We start from the raw sequence: 26574 nt of genomic DNA on the forward strand, positions 1-26574 counted from the left end.
TTTTAATTCGAAATTTACAGATTATACGCGCGGGCTGTTTACATATTTAAACATATTTTGTGTTTTTTTGACTTGGATTTAAATATTTGCTACTTTCCGCCCCACACCAAAAGGTTCTATTTTCTAAATCCCGGAAAATAACAGACAGAGGATAAGATGCACGAAGAAACACAGATGCATGGCTTGAAAGCAAAGGGCCTCAAAAAAGGATCGGTATCCAGATTGGCTGCGGTCACAATCGGTCTGGCGGCGACTGCGCCGGCATATTCCCTGGCCGGTGCATTGGGTTACGGTGCAGCCGGAAGCGGTTATCAATTGCCAATTGTATTTATCTTGTCTGTCATTCCTATGTTCTTTGTGGCATTGTCCTACAAACATCTTACAGCTGCTGCACCGGATGCAGGTACCATTTTTACATGGGGTACCAAGGCAATAGGGCCTCGCGTTGGTTGGTTCGGTGGATGGGCGCTTCTATTGGGTAGTATACTGGCCGGTGTGGCCGCGACCCAGATCACGGTGATTTCAGCGGCGGTCATTTTTGGAATGGATGATACGCCAATATGGTTCCATATTTTAGTCGCGGTACTTTTTATTTTCAGTACCACCTATATTACAGCGCTTGGCGCCAAGGAATCTTCGCGCACTACGCTAATTCTAACCGCTGCGCAATATGCAATACTTATTCTGCTCGCTGCAGCCTTGTTTATGCACGTCCTGCAAGGTGACGCGGTGAGTACTGCTGAGCCTTTTTCATGGGAATGGTTTAATCCGTTTGCCATTCCTTCATTTGATGTCTTTTTGAGCGGTTTTATGATTGCATTGTTCATATTCTGGGGATTCGATGCTTCGCTGGCCATGTCCGAAGAAACTGACGGCAGCTCTGAACAGGCCGGCCGCAGTGGTGTGATTGCCATGAGTATTACTGTTTTTACCTATGTGATCTTCTCGATCGCGGCGTTGGCGTATGCCGGTATTGATCCAAATCATGAATCGAGCCTGACGCATCCGAACAATATTGGATCCAGTATTACGGCATTGGCAACAGACATTGTCGGGAATCAGGGCGCTTTGGTTGCTGCCATTGTCATTTGTGTTTCAGCTTTCTCGGCGACAATGTCAACAATCATGCCTTCAGCCCGTATTGCTTTGGCGATGGCGACTTACCGGGCGATCCCGCATCGCTTTGCGTCTGTGAATGAAGCAACGCAAACACCGAAGTTTGCCACCTGGACAATTGGCTTGATGACATTAGTCATCTATATGACGTTGAGTTTGATCAGCGAGTCGATTGTTGAAGATACGATTCACAGCGTCAGCATCGCGGTTTGTACCTTTTATATTGTGGCGGCATCGTCATGTGCGCTCTATTTTCATCGAACTGCCTTTAATCATTGGCATACTGCTTTATCACAAGTCATTTTGCCTGCCATGGCTGCAGCCGTCTTGATTATTGTGGCTGTGCTTCAAGCATGGAATATGATAGACCCCGAATATGGATCAAGCGGTTCCATAGCGGGAGTGGGTGCGGTGTTTGTCATCGGTGTCATTTCATTATTTTTCGGTATTCTACTGATGATATTATGGAATTTACGAGAACGCAGATTTTTTAACGGGGAAACACTACCCCTTGAAAGGGCGCACATGGTGCCTGACAAACCTGGTGAGCTGATCACTGGTAATGGCGGGATCGATAAGTCTGTCAGTCATCTGCTTTCAGGTCAGAAGAAGGATTGACTTGATTTTGCAGTCTGCCAAACCAAGTTTGCATCGTGTTGGAGCAGATGTAGATGAAATCTGCCTGGTAAATGAATTTATAACAGGGTCTGCCACAGCAGTAATGCAATTAGTAATAGAATCACTAAAATCAGCAGACGGTTTTGTTGCTTGCTTTCTGAAATTAAAAGCTGCATTTTTTCTTCAAGTCCCTGATTACGGTTTTCAGACAATAAATGATGAAGCAGGCGGGGAAATTGTGGAAAGATTATAGCCCAGTTGGGTGCTTCCTTTTGCATACGGCTCGTTAAGCCGCGTAATCCAATTTGTTCAGACATCCAGTTTTCAAGAAATGGCTTGGCTGTTTTCCAGAGATCAAGATTGGGGTCCAGGTCGCGTCCCAGCCCCTCAATATTAAGGAGTGTTTTTTGCAACAATACCAGTTGCGGTTGAATTTCAACATTGAATTGACGTGATGTCTGAAACAATTGAAACAATACGCGTCCGAATGAAATTTCTCTGAGTGGTTTGTCAAAAATAGGCTCGCAAACGGCGCGAATAGCCGTTTCAAAATCATCCACACGGGTATTCTTGGGCGCCCAGCCGGCTTCCACATGGGCCTGCGCAACACGTCCGTAGTCCCGTCTGAAAAAAGCCAGAAAGTTTTGCGCCAGATAGTTTTTGTCTTCATCACTGAGTGTGCCCATGATGCCAAAATCAACTGCGATATATCGGCCATCCTGTCCAACGAAAATATTGCCAGGGTGCATGTCGGCATGAAAATAACCATCTCTAAATACCTGCGTGAAGAAAATTTCAACGCCAACGCGCGCCAGCTGCGGAATATCGATACCTTGCTCGACCAATTCGTCAACATGACTGATCGGAGCACCCGAAACACGCTCCATGACCATCACATTGTCGCGGCAGTAATCCCAATAAACTTCCGGAACCAGTAATAATGGGGAGTTTGAAAAATTTCTCCGCAGCTGACTGCAGTTGGCTGCTTCGCGCATTAAATCAAGTTCGTCATCCAGATGACGTGCAAATTCCGATACAACCTGTCTGAGTTTTAAGCGTCTCCCATCCGGCCACAAAGATTCAGCAAGCCAGGCGCCGGTATCCATCAATGCGATGTCATGCGCGATGATGGGTGCAATACTGGGCCGCAAAACTTTAACAGCGACTTGAGTGCCATCATGTAAAACTGCAAAGTGAACTTGCGCCACAGAAGCGCTGGCAACCGGTTTCTTATCAAATCTAAGAAAAACTTCATCAACTGTTCGCCCATAAGCTTTTTCCAGTATGGTTAGAACGATATCCGAAGAAAAAGACGGTACCTGATCTTGCAGTTTTGCCAGTTCATCGGCAATGTCATGCGGCAGCAAATCTCGCCGGGTCGACAACATTTGGCCAAATTTGACAAAAATAGGACCTAACGCTTCCAGGGCGAGGCGTAACCGTTCTCCACGTGGACGGTCTAGATTGCGCCAGAAAGTCAGCCATTGGATGGGTTTCTTTAGAAACCGTAATGGGCCGTGACTTAAAAAAAACTCATCCAGTCCAAAACGAAATGCAACAGATTGTATTTTTAGGAGGCGAAATATGCGCATTAAAATATTTTTGAATGTTTATTTTCAGAATTTTTAATTCTAAAAAAAGTTAAGCCGATTTATGATTTAATTGACGCTGGACAATGAATGGTTGATCGAATATATTTGGCTGACTTGCAGTTTAACGGTTATTGAGCGTATCTTTTAAAAAGATTTGATTAATCCGGTGTTCTAGTTGATTGACATCATGCTTCAATTCATTTAATTGGCGCGAGAAGTCTTTAATTGCGTTGGATTTGGCAATAATTGGCCGTTCTTCCTGCCAGTACTCGCCAAGTGCATCTGATAAATTCTTAACCAGATGAATATGCCACTGGAAGAAACTATCTTTAGCCTTGGTGATGCGATGCGCTGGGATATCGCCGAGTATTTTGCTAAGTGCCTGTTCAAAATTGGGTTTAAGATACTTACTGACAGTAATGAGATCTTCTGCAAATAAAGCATCGCCCGATATGCTAATACCGTCATAAGCTGACTCATCATGCATTATCAATCCTGGCAAGATTGCGGGTAGTATCGAAAGTGTGGTATCTGCTTCAAGATTGTCCGTGTTGCTTTGCATCTCACCATTAGCCAGTACGATCATTTTAAAATGTGCGATTGGCGGGATACGAATACAAACAATTTTGCCTTCATGTGGCTGCAATCGTTTACACGCCCAGCTTTCACTGCGCAGGATGTAATTGAGTGGATTTGTCGCAAAGGATGCTGGCATTTTCAATCTGCTGGAAAATTACTTGTTGTTAAAACTGACAGGTAATTAAGAAATAAAAAATATGATTTAATTAATACAATCACTACGTTATTCTATCAAGTAAACAATATATGTTGCTACATTGCATCGGTTATTTACACATCCGCTTCAATTTCAATACGTCGCTATTGTATCTCTATTTTGACGGGTGCTGTAAGCTACATCGCAAGATAATCATTTATCAGTCTATAAGAACTCGTTAATAATCGATGTCGTTTATTGCATCATAGGTCAGAATAATCAAAATCAATCGACAATCAATTGCTGTCAGATGGTTAGTAAAAGAATATCTTCAAAATAGAAAACAGCTGGATTGTATGGTTAAAATATATAAGCCGCCACTTGTTTTAAGTGCGATACGTCATTAATCGGTTGGTTGTTCTGACGCTCAAGGAGGTAACCACACATTTTTTTTGAACAGCAGTTGGCCGCAGGTAATTTGCAGCCAGCTTACAAGACAGCACCATTGGATCACGCAATGGCGTAACCCGCTATCGGTTCATGATGGTCATTCCGAATGATAGAGTTTGCCTGGTATGCTCACGGTGAAGTCCTTGCTAAGGATATGCAATTCATGTTTGTAGAAAAATAACCGATTGATGCTGCAACCGGCTACAAACCAGAAAAGCTACGTGGTGCATTTACGATTTCCAAGATTCTGAATAAGGATAGCTTGATTGATATATGGGCGTTTCGAATACCCTTGGACATGTAATAGCTTTCTTGTGATGATTCGCACCGAGTTTCGTGGAATCAAGTGAATGAAAAAATGAAGTTCTTAAACACAGACTGTTTCGCGTTTTACGTTAGCGGTTAAGTCTGTTAGTGCAAGTGGAATGAATTAAACCATCAATAGCAGAGAATGCTATAAATTCTGTACATTGCATAACTGCTATGACCGCAGTGCCATACTTGGCAGCGAATATAGCAGACGGTAAGTATCCAACCAAATAAAAAGTTGAAAATGCGCAAAGTGATCAATCGATTTTCTTTTCTGTTTCTTGCTTGCGTGTTATTACTCTATGGTTGTTCAGGTTTGTTTTATTATCCTGACGACAAACACCGCTTTTACGATCCCCAGGCAGCAGGTTATTCACCGGAAAATATTTTTTTTACAGATGTTGCTCAAAGAAAGCTCCATGGTTGGTGGTTTCCTGCCAAAAAATCGCCAGCAAAGGCAACCATTATTTTTTTTCATGGTAATGCAGAAAACTTGACTTCTCATTTCCTGCAATTAGCATGGGTAAGTGCTGAACACTATAACCTCTTTATTTTTGATTACCCCGGTTTCGGGCGCTCAGAGGGAAAGCCAACCCCGAAGAGTTGCCTCGAATCAGGTTATGCTGCAGTTGATTGGGTTAACAAGCATAGGGCCAATAATGGTCCGATTATCATTTATGGCCAGAGTGTAGGCGGGATAATTGCATTACGGACAGCTATTGATAAAAAAACCGAGATAAACTTAAAACTGGTGGTGGCAGACAGTACTTTTGATTCTTTTCAGCAAATAGCGCGCGTCAAGTTATCCCGTCACTGGTTGACCTGGCCGATGCAGCCGTTAAGCTATATTTTATTAAACGATCGCTGGGCTCCTGACAACCTGGAATCACTGTCACCTGTGCTTGTTCTGGTTATACACGGAGAAAAAGACAGGATTGTAGAACCCATGTTTAGTGACATGATTTTTGAAAAGCTGGTCGAACCGAAAACGCTTTGGAAAATTCCGGGAGGAGGGCATATAGATGTGTTTTGGGGACATGAATTCAAATACCGCAGTAAATTTCTAACTTTTATTGAGCGTTTAGATAACTTTTAAAAGTTGTAGGTGCGATTTTGAGAAATATATCGGTATGTTTGATAGCGTTGCCGCGGCAATGCCGATAGTTTCACAGCAATCTGTTAAAATCCATCATTGACTTTTTTTGACACTCCGAGGAACTTTGCGTAGATTTGACACGTTCAAATAAAAATTTTTATTTAGATCATCTGCCTGTAGTTCATGTAAATTTGGCTGCTTTCAAACCGAGTGCGTTTCAGCCAAGTGTTATTTAGGTTTGGAGCAGAAATATCCTTGATGAGGAGAGTATTATGATACGTAATAGCTTGGTTGTATTTGCAGTATTTCTATTTTTACTTCCGCTGTCCGCCGGTGCCGCAGGATATGGTACAGCAGGGTGTGGACTGGGTTCTATGGTGATTGGATCGGACCGGGGAGCGAAACAGATTTTTGCGGCAACAACTAACGGTACTTCTGGTTCGCAGACTTTCGGTATGACTTCAGGTACGTCAAATTGTGGTGACCACGGTCTGCTCAATTTGAGTAAGGAAAGAGAAGTGTTTGCTTCCGAGAATTATACCAGCCTGGTTAAAGAAATGGCACAGGGTAAAGGCGAGAATCTGAACATATTAGCCAGTATGTATCAATGCCCAATCGCTAATTATCAGGAATTTGGTGCCATGACACAGGATAAATTTAATGATTTAGTGGCCGGTGCGCAAACGACTCCCATTGAGCTGCTTAGTCGGCTCGAAAATCAGTTGAATCAACATCGCGCACTATCAAAATCCTGCAATATTCAATTATCTGTGTTAAAAAGGTAAGCTCGCCGAGCGATCACAGGATGCTCCGTCATCGCGTTGCAGCATGGCTGCAGCAGTGCCTTACGACGACATCCTGTGAACACAGTACCCGTCATTTCTAAGTGGTTAGAGTACTAGGTTCGTCAAATCATTGCATTCTCAATTCTCCGGTTTTTTCGTGCCATCCAGTTTGCTTGTTGCTGGAATAACAGTTGTTTTGTTTGCCCTTTTGCCCGAAGTTGCTTTCTCTAAAGATACCGCTAACAATGATTATCTGGCTGAACTGCAACAGCACGCCAGAAAAATAAAACTCAGTGAACAGCGTGTCTGGCATCTGTTACTAAAATACAACCCACGATTTTTTGGCGCTGTGGTCAGTGAAGCAGATGGCATGGATTTTTTTAATGCCCCGGATGGAAAGACTAATCCGGAATCCGAATTGTCAGCCACTCTGGCCAGCTTTTTTCTTCCCTCCGATCAGCTGAAAAAAAACAAGGAGCATCCTCAGTGCAATTTTCCTGCTCGCTTCAAGTGGCTGGATCAACAACTTAAGTTTGACACTAATCGATTGAGAATACAGGTATGCGATCGCCTTGACCGCTGGGTGAACGAACTGGACCCGGTTGGCGTGACATTGGTTTTTGCTACTTACTATTTGAATAACCCGGCCTCAATGTTTGGACATACACTAGTGCGGATCGATAGCAGAGATCGTGGAGGGGAGAGGAAATTAACAAATTATGGCGCCAACTATGCAGCTATTCCAGATACTGACAATCCTTTTCTCTATGCCTGGCGGGGCTTAACAGGCGCATTCGAAGGACGTTTTGCTATCTTTCCCTACTATACAAAGGTACAGGAATATAATAATTTGGAAAGTCGTGATCTTTGGGAATATGAACTAAATTTCACCGAAGACCAGTTAAATACCATGCTTTTGCATCTATGGGAATTAGGCGGCACTTATTTTGATTATTATTATTTTCAGGAAAACTGTTCGTATCACGTACTTTCCCTCTTTGAGATTGCCAAACCGGAACTGCGATTAAAAGATCGGTTCTTTTTTAGTGTTATTCCTGCAGATACAGTAAAAATTGTCCTGGAGCAGGATAATCTGGTTAGAAATGCCGTATACCGCCCTTCTATTCTGAGTCAAATGAATCAGAAACGGCATGCGATGACGAATGTGCAGGAACAAACTCTTCAACGTATTGTAAAGGCAGAAATTTCACTAGAATCTGACGAGTTTGCACGTCTTTCAACACAATCGCAAGTGCTGTTACTGGATACATATATGGATTATTTGCAGCACCAAAGCATGCAGCAAAAAAATAACCATGAGGTAAAAATTCCACATTCAGTTTTATTGACTAGAAGTCGTCTGCAAGTAGCTGAGGAAAAAACCAAAGCTGTAACACACTTTTCCAGTCCGCCGGATCATGGTCATGGTGCCGATCGCTTGCGTATCGGGATGGGCCATAATGATCAAGAGCCCTTTATGGAATTTGCCTACCGGCCTGCTTACCATGATTTAATGGCCAGAGACGAAGGTTACGACAAAGATTCGGAAATTATTTTTATGGATTTTAAACTCCGGTATTTTCTCGAATCACGGCGTGTAAGGCTGGATCAGGCAAGACTTCTATCGATTACTGCACTGAACCCATACGATTCACTTTTATTTAAGCCTGCTTGGCGGATGGATTTGAATATTGATACACTCAGAGACCGGAATTGCAATTATTGCAACGTCATTAAAGGCAGCTATGGCAGGGGCATTTCATATCGCCCTGCTTTTTTTTCTCCGCTATTGCTATTCTCATTTCTTGACTTGAGAACCGAATTTTCGGATCACTTAGCGCGCGATTATCGCATAGGCGGTGATGTGGAAATGGGTACATATTACGATTTCAACAATCATCTGAGAATTAAGCTAGCAGCCAGCTATCAGGCTTTTATTCTGGGCGAACATAAACGCTTTTTCACCTCACATGTTGTCACACGGTATGCATTCTCACAAAATCTAGATATACGACTGGAGTTCAATCGCTATGATCATAACAATGAAGGTATCTTTGCTGTCAATTATTACTTTTAGCAGACATTGATTGACAGCGCTGGTGTTCCAGCGATACATCAGCCTTTTATATTGGCAATTTTAAATCCTGGTGAAAACAATTAGTCTTCCAGTCTTTCAACCAGGTCTGTTTGCCAAACGAGGTGAATATTACTGTCGATAAAGGTTCGGTGAATGAAACTGATAAGCAGAGGTGCGTTCGGATGTTGAGTTGGCGTCATGCTCAGTGCCTAGCCGAAGCGTATCATCAAGTACATCCAGGTTAAGCGCCAGATGTACCAAACGAAATGCGCCAAAACATCTTTTGCCTCTCATGTTTATATTATGACAGGAAATAAACGCCGTTAGGCCGATAGCTTATCGCTTTTCTGTTTTATTGCTTGTGGATGAAGTCTATACCGTGATAACCGATATCGTGGCGCATATAAGAATCCTTGAAATGAATCTGCTTTGCTAGTTCGTATGCATATTGCTGTGCAATTTTCAGGTTGTCGCCAAGTGCCGTTACGCAAAGCACTCTTCCGCCAGAGGTAACCAATTCCTGTCCATTTTCTCCTCCCAGCGCTGTGCCTGAATGGAAAATATGAAAATCATCGGTTTCATTTTGTTTTAAGTGTAATTCAGCAAGCCCCTTAATGGTGGCCCCCTGTACCGGGTTTTCAGGATAACCGATAGCTGCCATGACGATTCCTAATGCAACGCGTCTATCCCATTCTGTTTCAACTTGATCAAGTGTGCCATTGAGTGCATGTTCCATCAATTCCGATAAATCACTTTTCAGGCGCAACAGGATAGGCTGTGTTTCCGGGTCGCCCATACGGCAGTTGAATTCAAGTACTTTAACTTGTTTTTCGGGTGTAATCATCAGGCCCGCATAAAGAAATCCGGTAAATTGAGTACCTTCTCGCGCCATGGCCTGAATTGTCGGATTTATGACTTCGCGCATAATTTGCGCGTGCAGGCTAGGAGTAATGAACGGTGTGGGTGAGTAAGCGCCCATTCCACCAGTATTGGGACCGGTATCGCCATCATTGAGACGTTTGTGGTCCTGACTGGTGGCGAGTGGCAAAACATGCTGGCCATCTGACATCACAATGAAACTGACTTCGGTACCTTGCAGGAATTCTTCTATGATGACCTCAGAACCTGCTGCGCCAAAACTTTTTTCAATCAGGATCTGATCAATGGCGGCATGCGCCGTTTCCAATGAAGAGGCGACTACAACGCCTTTACCTGCTGCGAGACCGCTGGCTTTGATAACAATCGGTGCGCCTTTTTGATCAATATATTGATGCGCTTGCTGTGCATCGGTAAAGGCGGCATAATCGGCGGTGGGAATATGATGGCGTTGCATAAAGTCTTTTGCGAAGCTTTTTGAGATTTCCAGCTGTGCGGCTTTCTGGCTGGGGCCGAATATTTTCAAGCCAGCTGATTGAAAAGCGTTGACAATCCCGGCAGCTAGTAGCGCTTCGGGTCCAACGACGGTAAAAGCTATATTTTCCTTCTGCGCAAAACTGATCAAATCAGAAGTTGCAGTGATGGCGATATTTTCGAGGCCATGCTCCTGAGCGGTACCTGCATTCCCAGGTGCCACGAAAACCTTTAAAACGCGCGGTGATTGTACGAGTTTCCATGCCAGTGCATGTTCTCTGCCACCGCCTCCAATGACAAGTATTTTCATTGCGGGTATAAGTGTGTGAATAGATTAGTGTCTGAAATGCCGTGCTCCTGTGAAAACCATTGCTACGCTCTGCTCGTCAGCGGCTGCGATGACTTCATCATCACGGATACTGCCACCTGGTTGGATTACAGCCATTGCGCCAGCCTGTATCACAACATCCAGACCGTCGCGGAATGGAAAAAATGCATCAGAAGCAACGACAGAACCGGCCAAATCGAATCCGGCCTGTTGTGCCTTGATGGTGGCAATCTTTGCACTATCAACGCGGCTCATTTGACCCGCACCGATACCGAGCGTTTGATTATTATGGCAAAAAACAATTGTGTTGGATTTGACGAATTTCGCAACACGCCATGCAAAAAGCAGATCGTCCATTTGCTGCTTGGATGGTTTCTTTTGGGTGACTACTTTGAAGTCTGTTCGTGACAGGCAGTGGCTGTCAGGTGTTTGAACCAGAAGACCGCCGCCGATGCGCTTCAGGTCGTATTGGTGGCTGGCTTGTTTCAGCGGTAAGGTTAATACACGGATATTGTTTTTTTGTGCCAGTAATATTTTAGCTTCATCGGTAATTTCAGGCGCAATAATCACTTCTACAAACTGTTTTAGAATGGCGGTGGCTGTTTCTGCGTCAAGCGAACGGTTAAACGCAATAATACCGCCAAAAGCAGAAATTGAGTCTGTTGCTAAAGCATGTTGATAGGCGGTCAGGATGTCATCTGCAACTGCCACGCCACAAGGGTTGGCATGTTTTACAATTACACAGGCAGGATTTTCAAAAGATTTCACGCATTCCCAAGCTGCATCAGTATCAGCGATATTGTTGTATGATAAAGCTTTGCCCTGAACCTGATGATAGTTGGCAAGTCCACCAGGAACAACGAACAAATCGCGGTAAAATGCTGCTTTCTGGTGTGGATTCTCGCCATAACGTAAAGGTTCCACGATAGTAAAGTTAAGATTTAATGTTGTAGGAAAATCGTTGCGGCTTTCATCATCATTAATCGCTGTCAGGTAATTACTGATCACGCTATCATAAGCTGCGGTGTGTGAAAAAGCTTTTTGTGCAAATCTGAAACGATTGGCAGTGCTGACAGTGCCGTTATTCAATGCCATTTCATTCAATAATACCGGATAGTCCGACGGATCTGTGATAACCGTTACTTTCCGGTAGTTTTTAGCGGCGGCGCGTACCATGGTGGGGCCGCCGATATCAATATTTTCAATTGCGCTTGCCAGGGTGCAGTTATCTTTTGCTATGGTCTGAGAAAAGGGATACAAGTTGACGACGACCAGTTCGATGTCAGTGATGCCTGCTTTCTTCATGGCGGATTTGTGTTCCGGCAAATCATCTCTTGCCAGTATACCGGCATGTACTTTCGGGTGCAGCGTTTTCACGCGTCCATCGAGCATTTCTGGGAAGCCGGTGTAGTCACTTATTTCTGTTACCGGAATATTTTCTGCTTGTAATAATTTTGCTGTTCCACCGGTGGAGATAATATTGACACCGGCGTGGTGAAGTGAACGTGCCAGATCAACGATGCCTGCTTTATCAGACACACTGATTAGTGCTTGTTTGATAGACATTCTGTACCTTATTTGATTTGATATTGCTTTATTTTATGACGTAATGTGTTGCGGTTGATGCCAAGTAGTTCAGCTGCCTGCGTTTGATTGCCCTGTGTATGATGTAAAATAACTTCGATCAGTGGCTTTTCAACGCTCCGTATGACCATTTCGTGGATACATGATGGTCTTTCACCGTCCAAATCAATTAAGTACTTGTCGATGGACTTACGTACACAGCATGCAATTTCATTTTCATTGATTGTGCTCATACGACAACCGCCTTTTCTTCTTCAATATATGTTAAATGTGTATTGTAATCAGCTAATTGTGTAAAAAATATGTCCGTCTGTGTGAGTTGTTCCTCACTTGTTTGCAATTGATTCATTTGTTGACGGAAACCGGCAGAGCCGACCAAACCTTTTGTATACCAGGCAATATGTTTGCGTGCGATACGTACGCCTGCATACTCGCCATAAAAATCATACAGATCGTACAAATGCTTAATAAGCACGCGATGTGTTTCGCATACTTCAGGAGGCGGCAGGTATTCACCCGTATTCAGATAGTGATCAATTTCTCTGAATATCCAGGGTCTCCCCTGAGCCGCACGGCCAATCATGATGGCATCGGCCTGTGTATATTCCAACACCTGTTTTGCTTTCTCAGGTGTTGAAATATCGCCATTAGCTATGACTGGAATGCTGACGGCAGCTTTGACAGCCGCAATGGTGTTGTACTCGGCATTGCCGCGGTATGCACATGCGCGTGTGCGTCCATGTATCGCCAGGGCTTGAATACCGGTGTTTTCAGCTATTTTGGCAATCCTCAGTGCGTTTTTATTTTGCTGGTCCCATCCGGTTCTTATTTTAAGGGTCACCGGGATATTAACCGCACTGACAACCGAATATAAGATTTTTTCGACGAGTTTTTCATCTTTTAATAAAGCGGACCCCGCCATTACATTGCAGATTTTTTTTGCGGGACAGCCCATGTTGATATCGATGATTTGTGCACCTTGATCAACATTATAACGCGCAGCGGTAGCCAGCATGTCGGGATCTGCACCGGCAATTTGTACGGAGATAGGTGACACCTCTCCGTCATGGTTCGCGCGCCTTTGTGTTTTCTTCGATCCCCATAAAAGCGAGTTGCTGGATACCATTTCAGAAACAGCCATACCGGCTCCCATTTTTTTGCATAGTTGACGAAAAGGGCGGTCAGTTACACCAGCCATGGGTGCAACAATGAGCTTGTTTTTAAGTTTATGGGAACCTATCTGCATGCAGTATGAGAAATATCAAAAAATTGATTAAAAATTAAATCAGATGGGTAATAATCCGATTTTATTGGGATAGTAAAAAGTTTGTATCGTTTTCACTATTGCTTTTTTAACATTGTTTAAATACTATTTTTATAGTTAGTGCATAAGCAAACCAGTTTTTTTATGAAGCCATGACAAAATTGGATAGCTATACATGAGAGATAATTAAAACAATTGAAGTAAATTAACCTCTTGTCCCAAAAATCATTCGTCTTGCAACAAATCGCTTAATCGGTGGAAAATTGTCCATTATTGTCAGGCCCAATCCACAGCAGTGCTTAAGCAGTGTATTGTCATTTGAAAATAGCTTGATCAGTGAATCGGTGAAAATACGACCACCCTGACTGTCTGTACGCCGACGTTGACGGTATCTTGTCAACATGGGCGGGGTGCCTATTTCCTTGCTATTCGAAGTAGTATCCAGTATTTCCTGAGCAAGTTCATAGGCGTCTCTGAGTCCAAGGTTAAATCCTTGTCCTGCTACCGGATGCAATGTCTGGGCCGCATTGCCCACGAGTGCTGTGCGCTGTGAGGTGGCGGGAACCGCATACTTAAGTGCTAACGGAAAACCAGAGCGTTTGCCGGTATGTACAAATTGTCCTAAGCGATTGCCAAAGTGTTCATGTAAACGGATAAGAAAGCGATTTTCATCCATTGCAAGAATCTCCTTTGCAGCTTCTGGAGATACTGTCCATACCAACGCAAAATAATCACCTGAAGGTAATAGCGCGACAGGGCCATCTGACGTAAACCGTTCATAAGCGACGCCCGTTTGTTGTTCTTCAGTTCGAACATTGGCGACAATTGCCCACTGATCGTATTCAGTGGTTTGATAGGTAATGTCTTTAATTTGACTGCTAAGCTGACCCCCATCTGCCAAAACGAGTAGTTTAGCTGAAATGGTTTTTTCTATCCCCGCGTGTGAATATTGTACATGTCCAAGTTGGTCATCCGTAGCACACCGTTGCACAGCGGCCCCTGTTTGATAGTGGAGGTTACTTTGCAAGGATGTTTCATATAACGCACGAAATAAATCATGATAATTCACGACATACCCCAAGGCTGGTACGCCAGCGTCTTCGGTTGTTAAAACAGTTCGGCCGAAGTAACCTTTATTTGAGATATGAATGGTATTGATTGGTGTAAATTGAGACAGTTTTTCCCAAGCGCCTAGTCGCTGCAAAATCAGGTGACTCCCATGCGATAGTGCTAAAGGACGTTCATCATCAACCTTTTCCGGCAAACCGCGCGCTTCCAAAAGTAAGATAGACAGATTACTGTTGCAGCTTAATGCAAGCGCCAATGCCATGCCAACTGGACCGCCACCTATGATAGCAATATCGTAATTTTCAAGACTCATTAATTTTCTTTTGATAAAATTTTATGTTTAGCGTTTAGTTTTATATAAGAGTGACCCTGAATTTAGGGTCATCAGATTGGACATATATAAACAAGATAGTCAGAATAATACGGTAATGCTGCGAAATATCCGGCCCAGCAATATTTTTTGAAACTGAAAACGTTGAGCTTAGCATAGCTCCCGCAATGATGGAATGCACTAAGCGCAATGATTAAAATCCGGTGTAATTAAAAATATGCCCGGGTTTTAGGTTGAGTTATTTATCTTGTTGATTTTATGAAATAAAGTATTGAGTGGATTAAGGAGCGTGTGAATGACAAAATTACAGGTGCAACAATTACAAGCGATTAAGCGATTTGGCTTTATACTGATCGTGTTTTTATGGACTATTAATGCATGGGCAAAGGCTTCGGAATCAATTGACGAAGAATTGATTCTTGCAGCCGAAAAAGGAAATTTTCCTTTACTGAAAAAAATTCTCGACGATGATAATGAAATTTCTGAAGCTACCATCAATACAGCGTTTTTCGCAGGAGTCAGAAAAGGCAGTAAGCCGATAGTACAACGCTTGATAAACAGTGGAGCCAATATTAATTTTCGAGGCGATAATGGTTATACGGCTCTAATCCAGGCTGCACGGGATGGCCGCAGCTATTTGGTTGAGCTATTGTTGCCATTGGGTGCAGAGATTAACGCTATTGCTACCGAAACAGGAGAAACTGCCCTGATTCTTGCAGCAAAAAGAAACCGCAGGGAAGTTGTGGATCAATTATTGGAAGCCAATGCAGATTTGAGGGTTAAAAGAAATATTGATGGTATGACGGCATTAATGCTTGCTGCAAGAGGTGGGCATCAACAGGTTGTAAATGCGTTAATTGAAGCGGGTGCTGAGGTTAATCATCAATTAGAAAATGGTGCGACTGCACTGATGCTGGCAGCACAGCATGGTCATCTTGGCGTAATTTATGTATTGTTGGCAGCAAATGCGGATGTCAATATAAAAGCAAGCAATGGTGCGACTGCCTTGACACTGGCTAATGTTTATCGTCATACAGAAGCAGTGGAAATGCTCAAAAAAGCCGGTGCGCGATGAAATTACAGTTGATGGTGATATTGTTTTTGCATGCCTTGATTGATGACCATCTTGGTAAACACATACTTGGTGAAATTTCATAAGATAATTACGTATAATCGTAGTGATTACAGGTGCTTGAGCAAGTTTATAAGATGAATTTGCTCAAGCAGTTTTTTGAATTTCAATGTTATGCGATTATTCATAGAATTAAGAAAATTTTATAAATGAGTTACATTGTCAATTTTGTAGGAATAAAGGATGTATCAAATGAAAGTATGGATTGTTTTATTACTCGTAGCGCCATTAGTTGCATTGTCTGGTTGCGGGGAGGAAACTTCAAGTGATAAATCAGACAACGAAGTGAGGTCTCAGACACTCAGCGAAGTGACAACTATTGACGAATTGCCGTCTTTTCTGAGTGAGGGGCTGTCGCCGGAAGAAAAAGCTGAACTCAGAGAGCAGATTTTACCTGGCGCTACTGAAGATGGTCCAACACCCGGAGAAAAATTTCAGTCAATGCTTGAAGAAGCCAGAGCGGGTGACCCTGTAGCACAAAATAGTTTGGGTGTTATGTACTACACAGGCGAAGCTGTTTCTAAAACAGTAACTGGTCAGTTATTGGATAACGATCCAGAATTGGCGGCGGGCTGGTTTTATCGCTCTGCTGAGCAGGGTTATGCTGATGCACAATTTAATCTGGGATTAATGTATGCAAATGGAGAAGGTGTTGCGCAGGATATGAACCAAGCAGTCGAACTCTTTAAAAAAGCAGCTGAACAAGGTCATGTGGATGCACAAAATAACTTGGGCGCACTCTATTTCATGGGTGAAGGTGTTGTGCGGAATGAAGATAAAGCAATAGAATGGTTTGAAAAAGCGGCTGCACAGGGTAACGAAGAGGCTAAAGTGAATCTTGAAGCAATCAGGGCGGCTCAGTCGCAGTGATCCGTTTGCATAAGCCTTTATTAATTGCAGTTTGCAGTGTCATCGCTATTCATAAAAATTTATTGAAAACAATAGATAATTTGATATGTTGTCATGAAAAATTATAAACGGTACACTGATAAATTGCAGGTGCTTTAATTTTAATTTACCAAAATCGGAAGGTACTATGAGGAAGTCCTTATCGGTAGAATCAGAACACCAGCCGCGCCCTGTTCGGCTTGATGCAAAAATTCCAACACATACTGTTCAGGCCCATGGCATTATCAATAATCGGGTAGAAGCAATTGCACAACGCCAGATGATCGCGGACATTAATGCCAGCTCAAAAATGGTGGATCAGCGAAAAACAGCTGTATCATTTCAATTCAGCCCACGTTCGATCGCACAAAGAAGGCTGTACGGTGTCTTAAGCGATCCGATAGCGCAGTTGCAGGCAGTACCGGAAGAAGAATTGCTACAGGGTCGGTTCGAGACAGCGCAACGCATGGAAGAAGAGGAACTTTTGCAAGGCAGGTTTTCACCGCAAGATGTGGCACAGTTAAAAGAACCACCTGCTGACAAGCCTAACAAAACGGGTTTGCCGGACAACCTAAAAAACGGCATTGAAGCACTTTCCGGTATTTCCATGGACAGTGTCAAAGTTCACTACAATTCAAATAAACCAGCTCAGCTCAATGCGTTGGCTTATGCTCAGGGAACCGAAATTCATGTAGCATCTGGACAGGAGAGACATTTGCCGCACGAGGCGTGGCATGTGGTGCAGCAAGCACAAGGCAGAGTGCAGCCGACAATGCAGATGAATGCGGGAATCCCGGTCAATGATGACTTGCAGTTGGAAGATGAAGCAGATCTAATGGGTGCTAAGGCGGTTGCGCAGCAGACTGCTAAGTCATTCAGTTCAGACGCGATTGGTGTGAGACGCATGCAACAACTACAATCCCTAAGCGATAGCGTTCAACTTTCACCTCTGATGGTAGCCCAACTGCAGTTTGATGCAGGGAACGGCGCGCAATGGCATATACATTACGGCCATATCAAACTCGGAAATAACAATAATTCAAGGGTTGATTTCAATGGAAGAGACAAGAAAGATATCAGAAAGGAGCTGGGTGAAAAAATCGCACGATACGGATTGAATGTTGCTGGAGATTTAAGTGCAAGTTTCAGAGAATGTATAGACTATATCAACAGCCACTTCTAATACTAACAGCATGTTGAAAAACTATCTATATGTCACTGTGGCATAAAAACAAGCTCAAAATGATCATTTATTATGCTTATCTTACAAGCTCCGCTTTTACTTGGCGCATTATGTGCCTAGCCCCTGGGACCGAGTATGCGGTTTAGTAGGGTATTCATTGTTATCACAATGTCGATTTTTAGCGCCAATAATGCATATTGAAATTATTCCATTACCACCAGCGTAACTAGAATGATTGTGATCAGTGTTACGGGCCAATAGGCAACTTTTGGTATCAGATTGTCGCGATAGTGAATAATGGTTAACCAGCTGGCGGCACCTATTGAAAATATAAAGGTATTCACTACAGCAATCACCAGGTAGACATACATAAGGATATAGAAGTATTCCATATAAATGATGCCAGAACCAGGAAATTGTTCTCTGAGTTGAATATGCGCTAGCATGACAACAAAAAACAATGCTGAGCAAGCGCCAATAAAGCCTGATGTGTTAAAGCCGTGTTTGCTGACCAGGTCTGGTTTGTTGCTTACGGTCAATAAGGCGGCAAAGAGTAGTGTCGCAACCAGCAGTACCGGTAGTAAATAAACTATAAATGCATTTTCAAATTTACGTTTTACAACGAAATTGTAATGTAATTCCGGAAAATCAGTCTGGCCGATATAATTGGAAATGCCGAAGTTTGTGTCGTAGCTGGACGGTTTATAGTCGAAATATGTGTCTTCACGGTTCCAGGTACCCAATATTATTTCTTTTTCTATTCCGAAAATTTCATCTAATTGCGTTGATGTATAAGCCTCAAAATCTGGTACCAGTACAATGTTCTTGGAAAAAAGATCATGCCACATACGTACCCGGACGGTTTTGTGATCGAAAGGGTAAAGCTTGTATTCGAATGGTTGACGAATTGTAGCTTCAAAATACCAACCGATAATTGTTTCGCCGTTAATATGTTCCCGGTATACTTCTTGCGGAGTAATTGTATTTCCAGTATTAACCTGCTCTGGTAAAACAAAGCCGACTTCTGAAAGTGGCGGTTTAATAGTATCGTGGATACCATCCTGATAGCGTTGCCAAATATAGCCGGAGAGATCAATTTCAGTGGAATTGAAAAATTTCAGTGATTGTATGAATATACCAGTTTTAACTTTAATTGTGGGTTGATCGGTATAGCCGGATTCTTTGAGTTTGTTTTCCCAGTTTTTCTGAAGATATATATTGGTGCCTTCTTCACTAATTAGTTTTGTCGGTTCAACAAAATAGTTGTTCATCTGTAACCATAAGCTGATCAGAATAATCAGCAGTGCCGCTGAAATACCAATAGAAACAAGCCACCAGTTTTTTTCTTTCATACATACCATTTGTAGAAATAGGCGTTTTATATCAGGACTATCCGTCAATTTATGTACATATTTTAACATTAGGCAAAAAAACAGATTTTGGTTGTTTTGTCCTTAAATCAACCATAGATCGATATTGGTAAAAACCACGGCATTTATGCGGCAACTTAACACACTGCGTACGAAGAACGCTCGCCACATGCATGGTTGCCTTCAGCCAGAATTGAATCCTCCGACTTTGGTCAGTAGTAGTTCAGCTGCTTGTTTTAAATGTGAAATTCTTAAGATGTTATCTACTCAGACTAAGGTGTTAAAATGTTTTTTATAGATTAATGCAGTGTGTATATTCATTTCACATGCTATTTACAATGATGATTAAATGGCAGGGACTATTTTATTAGGTACTTATATAGTGTGTATCCTGGCGTTATTTATTTATGGCGTCAATTGCTACTATATGGTGTGGTGTTTCTGGAAAACTTATCGGCAGGCATCGGTGCAGATGCGTGAACGCATTGATGCGGGGCAGTCAATTTTTGCTGATGCAGCTATGTTACCGCATGTAACCACACAAATACCTTTGTATAACGAGGCGAACGTGGCTGAGCGTGTTATTCAGGCGGTAGCTGCGATAGATTATCCTCAATCGAAACATGAAATTCAAATTCTCGATGATTCAACAGATGAAACCAGCGCAATTGTCGATGCGGTTGTTGCATCGTTACGCCAATCAGGTAAGGATATTGATGTATTTCGACGCAATAACCGCCAGGGTTTTAAGGCAGGTGCACTGGCTGAAGGCATGCAGGTATGTAAAGGTGAACTGATTGCCATTTTCGATAGCGACTTTGTTCCCAATCGGAATTATTTGAAACAGATGATTCCCCCATTGCTTGCTGAAGATAAGCTGGCTTTTGTGCAGGCGCGCTGGGGACACTTGAATACAGCGCATTCTATGCTTACCCAGGCGCAGAGTATCGGTATCGATGGACATTTTATGATTGAACAAAGTGCGCGTGCATATAATGGTTTTTTCATGAATTTTAATGGTACAGCCGGTGTCTGGCGCAAAACAGCGATTGAAGATGCAGGTGGCTGGCAGGCTGATACGCTGACAGAAGACATGGATTTATCATACCGTTGCCAATTGGCTGGTTGGCATGCCGGTTTTCTCGCGGATGTTGTCGTGCCTGCAGAGTTGCCGCAGTCATATACCGCGTTTAAAAGCCAGCAATTCCGTTGGGCAAAGGGTTCTATCCAAACAGCCATGAAGCTCTTTCCTCAGGTCTGGCGTTCGCAATCTGTTTTGATGGCTAAAGTCCAGGCTTTTTTGCATTTGACGCATTACAGTATTCATCCAGTAATGGCACTGTTGTCGATGCTGACTTTGCCCGTGTTATTGACGTTGGACGTGAATGTGCCGTGGCAAATCATGGTTGTCTGTATGTTTTGTATTTTAGTGGCAATCTGTGGTCCAAGTTCGTTGTATTTAACAAGCCAGATAGTAACTAAAGCCGGTGTTAAGAAACTACTTTTTCTGCCGGTGCTGATGTGTGTGGGTGTGGGCATCGCGCTCTCGAATACGCGAGCGGTTTTCGAAGCTTTGTTTAAAATAAAAAGCGGTTTTGTGCGCACACCGAAAAGTGGCGGCAGTGATAATAGGGTTACCGCAAATCAAGAGCTTAGGAGATATCGCGTCAATGCGTCGATATTGCCGCTGTTCGAAATTGTACTAGGACTCTATTGTATAGTGAGCCTTATTTATTATATTGAAGCCAGGCATTATATTGTGGGACCGTTCTTGCTAATTTATGCCTGCGGTTTTTTATTGGTTGGTATCCGATCGCTTAAGGAAACGTACGAGAACGATTCTCGGTGATTTCATTGCATAGCGACTGCATAGTACAGGTGCCTGAGTCATGGTAATTACCCCGACATCTGCCTGTAGGCATCGCGTCCGTTTGTTATTTTTCTTATTTTCACTGTTTTTAATATTTATTGCCGGTGTACTGCACTGGACGCCTTGGGCTGCTACTTGTAAAGCTATCATCATGCTGGTTTCATATGGTACGGTGTTCTTTGGGTTCATCGGTGCCTGGTTAAGTTTTCCGGACGGATTAAGTACATCACGTAAAATCGGATTAATTCTGCTGGTTTCTCTTTTTGCCCGTATTATGATGATGGGTTTGCCGGTATCGGATGATGTTAACCGCTATCTTTGGGAGGGCAAACTCGTCTCTGCGGGTGAGAGTCCGTACCGATATCCGGGTGATCATGAACATTATGCCAAGTATCGAGACGCATATTGGAATGGCATGAATCACAAGGACAAACTGACTGCGTATCCACCACTGGCCGAACTGATTTTTGCTGCTGTCAGCAGCGTTTCTTATTCACCTTGGGCCTTTAAAGTATTGTTTACTTTCGTAGATTTGTGCATCGTCGGAATTTTGATCTGTTTGCTCAAAGCACATGGGTTGGGGCCGCGCAATGTGTTGTTATATGCATTAAATCCCTTGACATTGTTTGCTATCGCCGGTGAAGCGCATTTTGATGTGCTGTTGATCTTTACGATGCTATTGTCAGTACTGTGCATTGAAAAAAGGGCGTATGCCTGGGCATGGTTCTGGTTGGGGGTATCCATTCAAATAAAAATTATTGCTGTTGTTCTGGTGCCGCTTTATCTTTGGCGCTGCCAGTGGCGTTATGGCTGGTTGTTGCTCATTACGTTGGCGGTGCCTTCGTTATATTTTGTTGAAACCTTACCAGGTATGTTCCAGGGGCTCTGGGATTTTGGCGGCATGAATGCATTTAATGGGCCGATACATGGCCCGATTAATTATTTATTGAATGCTCATGTCGCATGGTCAACAGCGATGGTGTCTGGGTTATTTAGTCTGACAGCATTTTGGATTATCCGGGCGGTCAGCATACCTGTTAAAGCGGCATATCTACTTATTGCCGCGCTGGTGTTATTTTCACCAGTAGTGCACTACTGGTATATTCTGTGGATCATTCCGTTTGTTGTACTCTACCCCGGTTTGTCCTGGTTAGTACTAAGCTTTACCAGCGGCGCCTATTTTACATCCACATTCAGCGTAGAGCAGGGAAGTGACTGGTCACTGCCGGTCTGGGCCATGTGGTCGATTTGGCTGCCATTTTTACTGGTGCTGACTTATGAATTACGAATGGTTTTACTGCGAAATCTGCGACCGGAATTAAACTGGACTAAACCGGAAACATTGGCAATTATCATCCCTACTCTGAATGAAGGCGGACAGATAAAAGCATGTTTAGAGGCGGTTCAGTCAATGCAACGGCCGGCTGATGAAATTTTCGTCTGTGATGGCGGCTCTACTGATAAAACTGTCGCGATTGCAAAGGAAATGGGGGTTTGTGTTGTGCACAGTGAACCGGGGCGTGGCACTCAAATCAAAGCGGCTGTTGAGGCTGCCCGTTCAGAGGTGGTATTGGTGATTCATGCGGATTGCATATGCGATAATGATGTCAGTCAACGTATCATGAGTGTATTGGAAAAAAATCCTGATGTTGTCGGAGGCGCTGTCGGACAACGATTCAACACTTCCAGTATGCAGCTGTTTGTTATAGAAATGCTCAATGATGCACGTGCAATCCTGGGAGGTGCCAGTTTTGGTGACCAGGGCCAGTTTTTTCGTGTCTCGGCCATCGGAAAAGTGGGAGGGTTTCCCGGATACCCACTGATGGAAGATATAGAAGTCAGTTTACGCATGATGCGAACCGGGCGTGTCGTACTGCTGAACGGTGGTGTTCATAATTCCGCGCGCCAATGGCGGCAGGGTTTCATTAAACGTATTATTTTAATAATAAAACTTGTAATTATTTTTCGGACCAATCGTTTGTTACAGCGTGATGTAACAGAAAAATTATATGCAATTTATTACAACAATCGAAAACAAAGTAACTGTTGCGATAATATTGTTAGTAAATAACTTATCTCTACCTGACTATGCACATTCATATTCTCGGCATTTGTGGCACTTTTATGGGTGGTATTGCCGCCATCGCGCAGGAATCCGGTTTTAAAGTAACCGGTTGCGATCAAAATGTATATCCACCCATGAGTACGCAATTGGAAACCCTCGGTATTGAACTGACTTCAGGGTTTTCAGCCGACCAAATCAATCTCAAGCCTGATGTTTTTGTGATTGGTAATGTGGTAACACGCGGCAACCCGTTGATGGAAGAAATTCTGAATCAGAATTTACCCTATGTTTCCGGACCGCAATGGCTGTCGGAAAATATATTAAATAATCGGTGGGTACTGGCTGTTGCGGGCACGCATGGCAAAACAACCACAAGTTCCATGCTGGCGTGGATTCTGGAATATGCAGGACTGCATCCGGGGTTTCTGATTGGCGGTATACCGGAGAATTTTGGCACTTCGGCGCGTATCGGCCATGTCATGCGGAGTTTGCCGCCGCATGCATGTGAAGTATCGCCATTTTTTGTCATTGAGGCGGATGAATACGATACAGCATTTTTTGATAAGCGTTCAAAGTTCGTTCATTATCGTCCAAAAACTGTGGTTTTAAATAATCTTGAATTCGATCACGCGGATATTTTTGAAAATCTAGCGGCAATTGAGCGACAATTTAATCATTTTGTCAGGATTGTTCCGAACAAAGGATTGATTATTAGCAATGGCAATGATCAAAACCTGACGCATGTGCTGGCAAAAGGTTGTTGGACGCCTGTAGAGCGGTTTGGGATTAGAGAAGGCTGGCATACTGCTCAGTTGAAGCAAAATGCTGTTGAAGTATTTTTTACGGGTCAGTCACAAGGCTATTTGCATTGGCAATTATTGGGCGAACATAATCGCATGAATGCACTGGCTGCACTGGCAGCAGCGCGGCATGCTGGCGTTCCTGTTAATATAGGGCTGGAAGCGTTGGCACGTTTTAAGAATGTTAAGCGACGCATGGAAAAACGAGGTGTAATTAATGAAATTACTGTTTATGATGACTTCGCACATCATCCAACTGCGATTCAAACAACCATTGACGGCTTGCGTGGTTATATCGGCAACGGAAAACGGATTATTGCAGTATTGGAACCGCGTTCCAATACTATGAAAATGGGCGTCTGGAAGGAGAAATTGGCAGATAGCCTTAATGCTGCCGATCGTGTTTTTTGCTATAGCACAGAAACTGACTGGGTTGAAAATGCTTTTGACGAACTTGGCGAAAAAGCAAAATGCTTTCACGACCTGTCACAATTAATTAATACCATTTCGGACATTGTCGTTCCAGGCGACCATATTTTAATTATGAGTAATGGCGGGTTTGGCGGTATTCATGAAAAGCTGATGGCTGCTATAAGTAATAAACTATGAATCAAGACAATACGGAATTAATCACCTTCGAATTTACAGAGTGAAAATACCTTGCAATTCATTTTTTCCAGGCGTGTTCGACCGCCTACGTCCGGTAAATCAATGACAAAACAGCATTCGACGACTTCACCCCCCATTTCCCGAATTAACCTGACAGCGGCTTCTGCTGTGCCACCGGTTGCAATAAGATCATCAACAAGTAATACACGGTCTCCAGGCTGTACCGCGTCGGCATGAATCTCAATGCGGTCATTGCCGTATTCAAGCTGATAATCGCGGCCAATCGTCTGGGCAGGTAATTTATTGGGTTTACGTATGGGTACAAAACCTGTTTCGAGCTGATAGGCCACAGGTGCGCCAATGATAAAACCGCGCGACTCAATACCGATAACCTTGTCAATCGAATAGGTTTGATAACGCTTGGTAATTTCCTGAATGGTTGTACGTAAACCAATCGGATCTTTTAACAGCGTAGTAATGTCACGAAACATGATCCCTTTATGTGGATAATGCGGAATTGTGCGAATAAGGGACTTAATCGGCATAAATAAAGTAGTTGGACTGGACTGTTAAAAAAAATTAAAGAACTGGCATAATTCAAATAAAAAACGGCTCCAACCAATTGGTTGGAGCCGTCTTCTGATTAAACCACTTCTATATACTAGCAGTATATTTTTAAGTGTTTAGTGATCCATAGCTGCTTTAGCATCGAAGCTATCAGGCGCTTTAATCTGCTTCATCAGATCATCGTTCCATTCACCTTCAACATTCATATGCAATGCAGCACCCAACAACACAGCTTCAATCAGGTTGTGGCTGAGATATACGTACAGTCCGGGTTGGTGGAATTCATAAGCTGCAGCGACTGCTGTACCGCCCGGTATCCACCATGTTTCCTGACTTGTCAGCGGTGTATCGCTGAATGAACCACCTACCCAATACAAATCAGCATGACCACCAATCAAATGCGGACGTGAATCACGGTTAGCTTGGGAATGAATAAACAATACTTTTTCACCAACTTTGGCTGAAAGTGCATTGTCACCAGTGATAGCACCAACAGCGCCGTTGAATACAACATGTGTTGGAACTAGACCTTTAGACAACTCAAGCATTTCGTGCATGCCAGCTGCAGGTGAAGCGTATTCTTTAAAGTTGCCTTTTTCATCTTGCGGCAGATAGAAATCCTGCTCACCGATGTAGAAAGCACGGTCATATTGATATGGCTTGCCTGCTGCATCTTTCAGGCCGTCACGTGGCAGAACCATGATAGCGCCGTTCATGCCTGAAATGACGTGGAAAGGAATCATTGTGCCACCAGGCGCGCAGTGATAAACGAATACGCCCGGTTTTACAGCTTTCCAGCGTAAAACAACTTCTTCGCCGGGTTGAACCAGTGTCAAACCCGCACCACCTAATGCGCCAGTCGCAGCATGGAAATCGACATTATGTGCCAGTGTGCTTTCTTTAGGGTTGGAAAGTGTCAGTTCAACGTAGTCACCTTCATGCACCACAATCAACGGACCTGGAACGGAACCGTTAAAAGTCAGCGCCCAGACTTTTGCACCCGGTGCAACTTCAACGAGTTTTTCAACCGTTTCCATGCGTACTTGAACAACTTTAGGGCCACCTTTAGCAACCTGGTCGTGTTTAGGAACTGCTGGTGGAGCCACCAACTCTTGTTTAACACGCGGTAATTTTGAGATGTCTGTTGCAGCTACAGCAGCTTGTGTAGCAGCAAAACATAACAGTCCCAGTCCAACAACTGCCTGAACAGCTTTAATCATATCTTCCTCCATAAAAGATAAATTTTGCGCTTAATAATTAATTACGCCTTCTTATCATTCACTGTAGCTATTTATTAAAATTGAATATCAATGTGCTTGCTACAATGTGACACCTTCCCTTTTTCAAAAGAGTAAAGGGCGGAACGCAGACTATACACTTTAGCTGCGAAACTGTCCATGTCTGAAC

At 43.3% G+C, this 26574-nt stretch carries 21 protein-coding genes; 10 read left to right on the forward strand and 11 right to left on the reverse strand.

Annotated features, from left to right (window positions below; genetic code table 11):
- Nucleotides 1–156 precede the first annotated feature (156 nt).
- Entirely contained in the window at nucleotides 157–1734 is a 1578-nt protein-coding gene (locus C8R11_RS07645) for an APC family permease (protein ID WP_107795196.1), read from the forward strand.
- Between the two features lie 77 nt (nucleotides 1735–1811).
- On the opposite strand, the gene ubiB is transcribed toward C8R11_RS07645, so the two are convergent.
- Nucleotides 1812–3326 (reverse strand): ubiquinone biosynthesis regulatory protein kinase UbiB, encoded by a 1515-nt coding sequence (gene ubiB, locus C8R11_RS07650; RefSeq protein WP_107795197.1) that lies wholly within the window; start codon nucleotides 3324–3326, stop codon nucleotides 1812–1814.
- A gap of 121 nt (nucleotides 3327–3447) precedes the next feature.
- On the reverse strand, nucleotides 3448–4041 hold the full coding sequence (locus tag C8R11_RS07655) for a ubiquinone biosynthesis accessory factor UbiJ (RefSeq protein ID WP_107795198.1): 594 nt from the start codon (nucleotides 4039–4041) through the stop codon (nucleotides 3448–3450).
- 1003 nt (nucleotides 4042–5044) lie between these two features.
- Between C8R11_RS07655 and C8R11_RS07660 the strand changes: the two genes are divergently transcribed.
- From C8R11_RS07660 to C8R11_RS07670, 3 genes are all read left to right on the forward strand, one after another.
- Entirely contained in the window at nucleotides 5045–5896 is an 852-nt protein-coding gene (locus C8R11_RS07660; protein ID WP_107795199.1) for an alpha/beta hydrolase, read from the forward strand.
- Nucleotides 5897–6168: 272 nt separating this feature from the next.
- Nucleotides 6169–6681 carry a DUF3015 domain-containing protein gene (locus C8R11_RS07665; protein ID WP_107795200.1) on the forward strand — a complete coding sequence of 171 codons (513 nt, stop codon included), beginning with the start codon at nucleotides 6169–6171 and terminating at the stop codon, nucleotides 6679–6681.
- A gap of 130 nt (nucleotides 6682–6811) precedes the next feature.
- Nucleotides 6812–8758: an Lnb N-terminal periplasmic domain-containing protein gene (locus C8R11_RS07670; protein ID WP_107795201.1), complete on the forward strand. Its 1947-nt coding sequence runs from the start codon at nucleotides 6812–6814 to the stop codon at nucleotides 8756–8758.
- 129 nt (nucleotides 8759–8887) lie between these two features.
- Here C8R11_RS07670 and C8R11_RS16140 read toward each other — a convergent pair whose 3' ends face one another.
- From C8R11_RS16140 to C8R11_RS07695, 6 genes are all read right to left on the reverse strand, one after another.
- Nucleotides 8888–9052 (reverse strand): hypothetical protein, encoded by a 165-nt coding sequence (locus C8R11_RS16140; protein ID WP_181258197.1) that lies wholly within the window; start codon nucleotides 9050–9052, stop codon nucleotides 8888–8890.
- Between the two features lie 58 nt (nucleotides 9053–9110).
- Nucleotides 9111–10418 (reverse strand): phosphoribosylamine--glycine ligase, encoded by a 1308-nt coding sequence (purD, locus tag C8R11_RS07675; RefSeq protein WP_107795202.1) that lies wholly within the window; start codon nucleotides 10416–10418, stop codon nucleotides 9111–9113.
- Nucleotides 10419–10442: 24 nt separating this feature from the next.
- Entirely contained in the window at nucleotides 10443–12002 is a 1560-nt protein-coding gene (gene purH, locus C8R11_RS07680) for a bifunctional phosphoribosylaminoimidazolecarboxamide formyltransferase/IMP cyclohydrolase (protein ID WP_107795203.1), read from the reverse strand.
- 8 nt (nucleotides 12003–12010) lie between these two features.
- Entirely contained in the window at nucleotides 12011–12253 is a 243-nt protein-coding gene (locus tag C8R11_RS07685) for a helix-turn-helix domain-containing protein (protein WP_090701863.1), read from the reverse strand.
- The gene (gene dusB, locus C8R11_RS07690; RefSeq protein ID WP_107795204.1) at nucleotides 12250–13266 is read right to left on the reverse strand and encodes a tRNA dihydrouridine synthase DusB; all 1017 of its coding nucleotides are present in this window, start codon (nucleotides 13264–13266) and stop codon (nucleotides 12250–12252) included. The genes C8R11_RS07685 and dusB overlap by 4 nt, the downstream gene beginning before the upstream one ends.
- A 223-nt stretch (nucleotides 13267–13489) precedes the next feature.
- Nucleotides 13490–14665, reverse strand: coding sequence for an FAD-dependent monooxygenase (locus tag C8R11_RS07695; protein ID WP_107795205.1), 1176 nt, complete (start codon nucleotides 14663–14665; stop codon nucleotides 13490–13492).
- Between the two features lie 313 nt (nucleotides 14666–14978).
- On the opposite strand from C8R11_RS07695, the gene C8R11_RS07700 reads away from it, so the two are divergent.
- The 3 genes from C8R11_RS07700 (at nucleotide 14979) to C8R11_RS07710 (ending at nucleotide 17886) form a co-directional block, all read left to right on the forward strand.
- Nucleotides 14979–15758, forward strand: coding sequence for an ankyrin repeat domain-containing protein (locus C8R11_RS07700; protein ID WP_244907599.1), 780 nt, complete (start codon nucleotides 14979–14981; stop codon nucleotides 15756–15758).
- 249 nt (nucleotides 15759–16007) lie between these two features.
- Nucleotides 16008–16685, forward strand: coding sequence for a tetratricopeptide repeat protein (locus tag C8R11_RS07705; RefSeq protein WP_107795299.1), 678 nt, complete (start codon nucleotides 16008–16010; stop codon nucleotides 16683–16685).
- A gap of 166 nt (nucleotides 16686–16851) precedes the next feature.
- Nucleotides 16852–17886 carry an eCIS core domain-containing protein gene (locus C8R11_RS07710; RefSeq protein ID WP_219908560.1) on the forward strand — a complete coding sequence of 345 codons (1035 nt, stop codon included), beginning with the start codon at nucleotides 16852–16854 and terminating at the stop codon, nucleotides 17884–17886.
- A gap of 203 nt (nucleotides 17887–18089) precedes the next feature.
- On the opposite strand, the gene C8R11_RS07715 is transcribed toward C8R11_RS07710, so the two are convergent.
- Nucleotides 18090–19238 (reverse strand): ligand-gated ion channel, encoded by a 1149-nt coding sequence (locus C8R11_RS07715; protein ID WP_181258198.1) that lies wholly within the window; start codon nucleotides 19236–19238, stop codon nucleotides 18090–18092.
- 367 nt (nucleotides 19239–19605) lie between these two features.
- Between C8R11_RS07715 and C8R11_RS07720 the strand changes: the two genes are divergently transcribed.
- From C8R11_RS07720 to mpl, 3 genes are read left to right on the forward strand one after another with little or no spacing between them, the layout of a single operon-like run.
- A complete protein-coding gene (locus C8R11_RS07720) occupies nucleotides 19606–21105 on the forward strand; it encodes a glycosyltransferase (protein WP_107795206.1) in 1500 nt (499 codons plus the stop codon).
- Between the two features lie 40 nt (nucleotides 21106–21145).
- On the forward strand, nucleotides 21146–23197 hold the full coding sequence (locus C8R11_RS07725) for a glycosyltransferase (protein WP_107795207.1): 2052 nt from the start codon (nucleotides 21146–21148) through the stop codon (nucleotides 23195–23197).
- A 17-nt stretch (nucleotides 23198–23214) separates the two neighbouring features.
- Nucleotides 23215–24600: a UDP-N-acetylmuramate:L-alanyl-gamma-D-glutamyl-meso-diaminopimelate ligase gene (gene mpl / locus C8R11_RS07730; protein WP_107795208.1), complete on the forward strand. Its 1386-nt coding sequence runs from the start codon at nucleotides 23215–23217 to the stop codon at nucleotides 24598–24600.
- A 17-nt stretch (nucleotides 24601–24617) separates the two neighbouring features.
- Here the strand turns inward: mpl and C8R11_RS07735 are convergent, their stop codons facing one another.
- Nucleotides 24618–25145, reverse strand: coding sequence for an adenine phosphoribosyltransferase (locus C8R11_RS07735; RefSeq protein ID WP_107795209.1), 528 nt, complete (start codon nucleotides 25143–25145; stop codon nucleotides 24618–24620).
- 138 nt (nucleotides 25146–25283) lie between these two features.
- Complete coding sequence (nirK, locus tag C8R11_RS07740; RefSeq protein ID WP_090701904.1) at nucleotides 25284–26387, reverse strand: copper-containing nitrite reductase; 1104 nt, start codon at nucleotides 26385–26387, stop codon at nucleotides 25284–25286.
- Between the last annotated feature and the right edge of the window lie 187 nt (nucleotides 26388–26574).

Source organism: Nitrosomonas aestuarii, assembly GCF_003046585.1.
Taxonomy (GTDB): Bacteria; Pseudomonadota; Gammaproteobacteria; order Burkholderiales; family Nitrosomonadaceae; genus Nitrosomonas; species Nitrosomonas aestuarii.